This is a genomic window from Nocardioides sp. CPCC 206348 (assembly GCF_048654705.1).
Taxonomy (GTDB): Bacteria; Actinomycetota; Actinomycetes; order Propionibacteriales; family Nocardioidaceae; genus Nocardioides.
The window spans coordinates 120,741-126,136 of record NZ_JBMCZA010000239.1 but is presented as its reverse complement, the minus strand read 5'-3'; the positions used below and the strand labels follow the sequence as shown (position 1 = coordinate 126,136).

The window sequence follows — 5,396 nt, the reverse complement described above, 5'->3', positions numbered from 1 at the left end:
GTCGAACCCAAGCCCGTCGAGCCCAAGCCGGTCGAGGTCGAGCCGGAACCGGTGGCGGCGACCAAGGCAGCCACCGAGGACGCCGAGATCGCCGACCTCGCCCAGGGGCCGCTCCTGACGCTCTACCGCGCTGCGGCCCTCACCGGGTTCGCCGTGGGCGCGGCCATGGTCGCGCTGACCTGGTTGTCGCTGCGTGGCTGTGAAGCCGTCCGGGGCACGTCCTCGTGCGGTGGCGGCCCGGGCTTCCTGCTGCTGATCGCCACGTTCGCGCTCTGTGTGCTGCTGGGCAGCGCCCTGCTGAAGGTCTTCCTCATCCCCGACCCCGGCAGCAGCAGCTTCCTCGCGGTCGGGCTGGTGGCCGTGGTGGCCCTGCTGTTCCTGATCGACCTGCTCGACAGCTGGTCGATGCTGATCATCATTCCGGTGCTGAGCATCGGCGGCTATCTCGCCTCGGTCTGGGTCACCAAGACGTTCGTCGAACCAACGGACGCCTGAGTCCCGACCACCGACAACAACGACCCGGCTCGATGAGCCGGGTCGCTGTGGTTGTCGAGCAGGTGACTACCGCGAGGCGGCGATCAGCTCCGCGATCTGCACGGTGTTCAGGGCAGCGCCCTTGCGGAGGTTGTCGTTGGAGACGAACAGCGCCAGGCCACGGTTGTCGTCGACGCCCGGGTCCTGACGGATCCGGCCGACGTACGACGGGTCCTTGCCGGCAGCGGCGAGCGGGTTCGGGATGTCGGTGAGCTCCACGCCGGCGGCACCGGTGAGCAGCTCGGTCGCCCGGGCAGCCGTCAGCGGCCGCTCGAACTCGGCGTTGATCGCGAGCGAGTGGCCCGTGAAGACGGGGACCCGCACGCACAGGCCCGAGACCCGCAGGTCGGGGAGCCCGAGGATCTTGCGGGACTCGTTGCGGAGCTTCTGCTCCTCGTCGGTCTCGTTGAGGCCGTCGTCGACGATGCTGCCGGCCAGCGGGACCACGTTGTACGCGATCGTGCGCTGGTAGACGCCCGGCTCGGGGAACGCGACTGCCTCGCCGTCGTACGCGAGCTCACGGGCCTTGTCGCCCGCCGCCTCGACGCGGGTGGCGAGCTCCTCGACGCCGGCGATGCCGGAGCCGGAGACGGCCTGGTACGTCGACGCGATCAGCCGGACGAGACCGGCCTCGTCGTGCAGCGGCTTGAGGACGGGCATCGCGGCCATGGTGGTGCAGTTCGGGTTCGCGATGATGCCGCGACCGGCGGCGATCACCCCGGCAGCGGCCTCGGGGTTCACCTCCGAGACCACGAGCGGGATCGACGGGTCCTTGCGGAAGGCCGAGGAGTTGTCGACCACGATCACGCCGGCGTCGACGAACCGCGGCACCAGCGCGCGGGACGCGGTGGCGCCAGCGGAGAAGAGCGCGATGTCCAGACCGGTCGGGTCGGCCGTCTCGGCGTCCTCGACCACGATCTCGCGGTCGCCGTGGGCCAGCACCTTGCCCGCGGAGCGAGCCGAGGAGAAGAACCGGATCGTGTCGGCGGGGAAGTTCCGCTCGAGGAGGATCTGGCGCATGGCGACGCCCACCTGGCCGGTGGCGCCGACGACTCCGATGTTCACGCCCATGATCAGCGTCCTGTTCCGCCGTACACGACGGCCTCGATCTCGTCCGAGCCCAGCTCGAAGGTGGCGTGTGCTGCGTTGACCGCGTCCTCGACCTGCGTCTCGGCGACGACGACGGAGACGCGGATCTCGGAGGTGGAGATCATCTCGATGTTGACTCCGGCCTCGGAGAGGGCCTCGAAGAAGCGTGCGGAGATGCCCGGGGACGAGCTCATGCCGGCGCCCACGATGGAGACCTTGCCGACGCTGTCGTCGTACTGCAGGCTCTCGAAGCCGACGGCCTCCTGGATGCGGGACAGCGCGGTCATCGCGGTCTGGCCCTCGCCGCTGGGCAGCGTGAAGGAGATGTCCGTGCGGCCCGTCGCGGCGGCCGAGACGTTCTGGACGATCATGTCGATGTTGATCTGCGCGTCGGCGACGGCGCGGAACAGGGCCGCGGCCTCGCCCGGCTTGTCCGGCACGCCGACCACGGTGATCTTGGCCTGGCTGCGGTCGTGGGCGACACCGGTGATGATGGCGGCTTCCATGGATTCCTCCTGGACTACATCCTCGGCCTTGACGACCCAGGTGCCCTCCTTCTCGGAGAAGGACGAGCGGACGTGAATGGGCATGTCGTAGCGGCGGGCGTACTCGACGCAGCGCAGGTGCAGGATCTTGGCGCCCTGCGCGGCCATCTCGAGCGTCTCCTCGTAGGAGATGCGCGGCACCTTGCGGGCGCGCGGCTCGATCCGGGGGTCGGCGGTGAAGATGCCGTCGACATCGGAGTAGATCTCGCACACGTCGGCCTTGAGGGCCACGGCGAGGGCGACGGCGGTCGTGTCCGAGCCGCCACGGCCGAGCGTGGTGATGTCCTTGGTGGTCTGCGAGACGCCCTGGAAGCCGGCGACGATGGCGATCGCGCCCTCGTCGATGGCGGCCTGGATCCGGCCCGGCGTGACGTCGATGATCTTCGCGCGGCCGTGCTCGGCGTCGGTGATCACGCCCGCCTGCGAGCCGGTGAAGGACCGGGCCTCGTGGCCGACGCTCTGGATCGCCATGGCCAGCACGGCCATGGAGATCCGCTCACCGGCGGTGAGCAGCATGTCGAGCTCGCGGGCAGGCGGGAGCGGGGAGACCTCGTTGGCGAGGTCGATCAGCTCGTCCGTCGTGTCCCCCATCGCCGAGACCACGACGACGACCTGGTGGCCGGCCTTCTTGGTGTTGACGATGCGCTGCGCGACGCGCTTGATGCCGGCGGCATCGGCGACCGACGAGCCGCCGTACTTCTGCACGACAATGCCCACGGGGGCTCACTCCTGGCTGTACGGGGAAGGGGACCTGGCCCCGGCCGCGATTCGGCCAGCGGGGCCGAGCCCGATTCTACCGAGGTGCGCGACAGGTTTTGACCGGCGTCCAGCGCGGTCGCCGTACGCCTGTCGTGGCGACGGGGCGAGGACCGAGGTTCAGTCGCCCAGCACCGCGGCCGCCACCTGGACCAGCTCGAGCTCCTGGGTGCGGTCGAGGTCGACGTCGAGACGGTCATGGGCGACCACGGACAGCAGCGCCTTCATGGACGCGCCGGCGAGGGCTCCCCACGCCGAGACGTAGGAGAACTGCCACCACCAGAGGGCTTCCTCGACGTCGCCGGCGTCGTAGTGGCGCACGCCCACCTCGAGGTCCGCCGCGATGCTCGTCAGGTCGTCGGAGAGCAGGCCCTCGATCATCTCGGGCTGGTAGGGGTCGAAGACGTAGCTGTAGGTGTCGAGGTCTCCGAGCAGCTCCGCCAGCTGGAGCCGGAGCTCGTCAAGGTCGGGATCGGGGCCGTCATCGGGCTGGAACTCGTCGCGCGGGGCGAAGTCCCGGTGCACGCCCAGCCGGGCGCCGGTGAGCGCGATCTGGCTGATCTGGAGCAGCAGCAGGGACACGGCCTGCCCGCCCGTGGCCTCGGCCGCGACCACGCGCAGCCCGTCGAGGAAGGACCGGACCGAGGCCGCGATGTCGTCGGCGAGACGCACCGTCTCCGTCTCGACGGCGATCAGCGCCTCGAGCGCCGCCAGTCCGGGAAGCTTCTCGGTCGTCACCTCGGTGACGTTGGTGTTGTCGCTCATGTTGCTGTCTGCCTTCCCACGAATGCCCGACCCAGGGTGACCTCATCGGCGTACTCCAGGTCTCCTCCCACCGGAAGTCCACTCGCCAAACGTGTCACGCGCAACCCCAACGGGCCGAGCATTCTCGTGAGGTACGTCGCGGTGGCCTCGCCCTCCAGGTTCGGATCGGTCGCCAGGATCACCTCGGTGACCGATTCGTCGGCCAGCCGGGTGAGCAGCTCCCTGATGTGCAGCTGCTCCGGACCGATGCCGTCGATCGGCGAGATCGCGCCCCCCAGGACGTGGTAGCGGCCGCGGAACTCGCGTGTGCGCTCGATCGCGACGACGTCCTTGTACTCCTCGACGACGCACAGGATCGTGGGGTCACGGCGTACGTCGCGGCAGATCCGGCACTGGTCGTCCTCGGCCACGTTGAAGCAGATGCTGCAGAACTTCACCTTCGCCTTGACCTCGATCAGCACCTCCGCGAGGCGGCGTACGTCGGCCGGGTCGGCCTGCAGCAGGTGGAACGCGATCCGCTGGGCGCTCTTCGGACCGACCCCGGGCAACCGCCCGAGCTCGTCGATCAGGTCCTGGACAACGCCTTCGTACAACGTCCGGGTCCGCTCAGAATCCGAGCTGGCCCGGCGTACCGGGCTGGCCCGCGCCGGGCAGTCCGCCCGCGAGCGGGCCGAGGGTGTCGCTGGCCAGCTCGTCGACCTTGGTCCGGGCGTCGCGGAACGCGGCGACGATCAGGTCGCCGAGGTCGGCCAGCGCTGCGGCGTCGGTGCCGTCGAGGGCTTCGGGGGTGATGTTCACGGCGGTCAGCTCACCGACGCCCGACACGGTCACCGTGACGACGCCACCGGCGACCGAACCCTCGACGCTGGTGTCCGCCAGGCGCTCCTGGGCGGACTGGAGGTCTTCCTGCATCTGCTGGGCCTGCTGGAGCAGCGCACCGAGGTCCAGGCCTCCGAGGGCGCCGGCGAGGTCGCCACCACCGGGGAGGGCGTCGAACGGGTTCTGGCTCATGGTCATCTCATCTCTGACGGGACCGGAGGGTCCAGGGTGGGCGGTGCAGCGCGGGGTCAGCCGCGCGGGATCTCTTCGATGACGCGGGCGCCGAGCTCGCGGGCGAGCAGCTCGGCACTGGACTCCTCGTCGACCTCGGCGTCGTCGAACGCGACCGCAGCGTCGGGATCCTGCTTCGGCGCCTCCGCCTCGGCCTGGATGTCGGCCATCCGGGGACGCCGGGAGACCGGCTCCTCGGCGGGGGCCGGGTCACCCTCGACGGCCCACGGCGGGGCGTCGCTGACGGGCTCGTCGTTGGCCGGTGCGGGCGTCGACGGCGGGGCCGGGGCTGCCGCCGGGGCAGCGGCCGGGGCGGGTGCCTGGGGCGCGGCGGGGGCGGGCGGGGTGTGCGCGGTCGGGTCGGCGGCCGGGTCGATGATCGCCTCGATCCGCACGTTGGCGCCGATCTCGTCGATCACCGCCTGCTGCACGATCTCGGCGTGCCCGCCGGACTCGAACGACTTGCGCGGTCCGTCGGACTGGAAGCCGAGGCTGAGCACGGCGTTGTTGAAGCCGACCACCTGGGAGTTCTGGGTCAGGTGGATCCAGGTGACCCGCTTGACGCCCTTGACCCGGTCGATCACCGACGGCCACAGCCGCCGGATGTCGACGAGCGTGAGCGCACCACCCGCAGGCGCGGCGGCCGGCTCGGCCGGG

General features: G+C 70.6%; 6 protein-coding genes and 1 pseudogene. 1 reads left to right on the top strand and 6 read right to left on the bottom strand.

What is annotated here, in order from left to right; translation table 11 throughout:
- Positions 1-495: hypothetical protein (locus tag ACOADB_RS27920; RefSeq protein ID WP_378606847.1), on the top strand; the 495-nt coding region annotated here is incomplete at its 5' end.
- Positions 496-561: 66 nt separating this feature from the next.
- Here the strand turns inward: ACOADB_RS27920 and ACOADB_RS27915 are convergent.
- The 6 genes and pseudogenes from ACOADB_RS27915 to ACOADB_RS27890 form a co-directional block, all read right to left on the bottom strand.
- On the bottom strand, positions 562-1,605 hold the full coding sequence (locus ACOADB_RS27915) for an aspartate-semialdehyde dehydrogenase (RefSeq protein WP_378606844.1): 1,044 nt from the start codon (positions 1,603-1,605) through the stop codon (positions 562-564).
- 2 nt (positions 1,606-1,607) lie between these two features.
- Entirely contained in the window at positions 1,608-2,885 is a 1,278-nt protein-coding gene (locus ACOADB_RS27910; RefSeq protein WP_200954656.1) for an aspartate kinase, read from the bottom strand.
- A gap of 159 nt (positions 2,886-3,044) precedes the next feature.
- Positions 3,045-3,689, bottom strand: a complete 645-nt coding sequence (locus ACOADB_RS27905) for a DUF5063 domain-containing protein (protein WP_378606840.1) — start codon at positions 3,687-3,689, stop codon at positions 3,045-3,047.
- The gene (gene recR / locus ACOADB_RS27900) at positions 3,686-4,282 is read right to left on the bottom strand and encodes a recombination mediator RecR (RefSeq protein ID WP_378606837.1); all 597 of its coding nucleotides are present in this window, start codon (positions 4,280-4,282) and stop codon (positions 3,686-3,688) included. The genes ACOADB_RS27905 and recR overlap by 4 nt, the downstream gene beginning before the upstream one ends.
- Before the next feature lie 13 nt (positions 4,283-4,295).
- Positions 4,296-4,700 carry a YbaB/EbfC family nucleoid-associated protein gene (locus ACOADB_RS27895; RefSeq protein ID WP_378606834.1) on the bottom strand — a complete coding sequence of 135 codons (405 nt, stop codon included), beginning with the start codon at positions 4,698-4,700 and terminating at the stop codon, positions 4,296-4,298.
- Between the two features lie 56 nt (positions 4,701-4,756).
- Positions 4,757-5,396, bottom strand: a pseudogene (locus ACOADB_RS27890) (DNA polymerase III subunit gamma/tau); the annotation flags it as partial.

Bases quoted from the DNA above. Each gene is read 5' to 3' on its own strand.
- ACOADB_RS27915 (WP_378606844.1), bottom strand. From the start codon at position 1,605: ATGGGCGTGAACATCGGAGTCGTCGGCGCCACCGGCCAGGTGGGCGTC.
- ACOADB_RS27905 (WP_378606840.1), bottom strand. From the start codon at position 3,689: ATGAGCGACAACACCAACGTCACCGAGGTGACGACCGAGAAGCTTCCC.
- ACOADB_RS27895 (WP_378606834.1), bottom strand. From the start codon at position 4,700: ATGAGCCAGAACCCGTTCGACGCCCTCCCCGGTGGTGGCGACCTCGCC.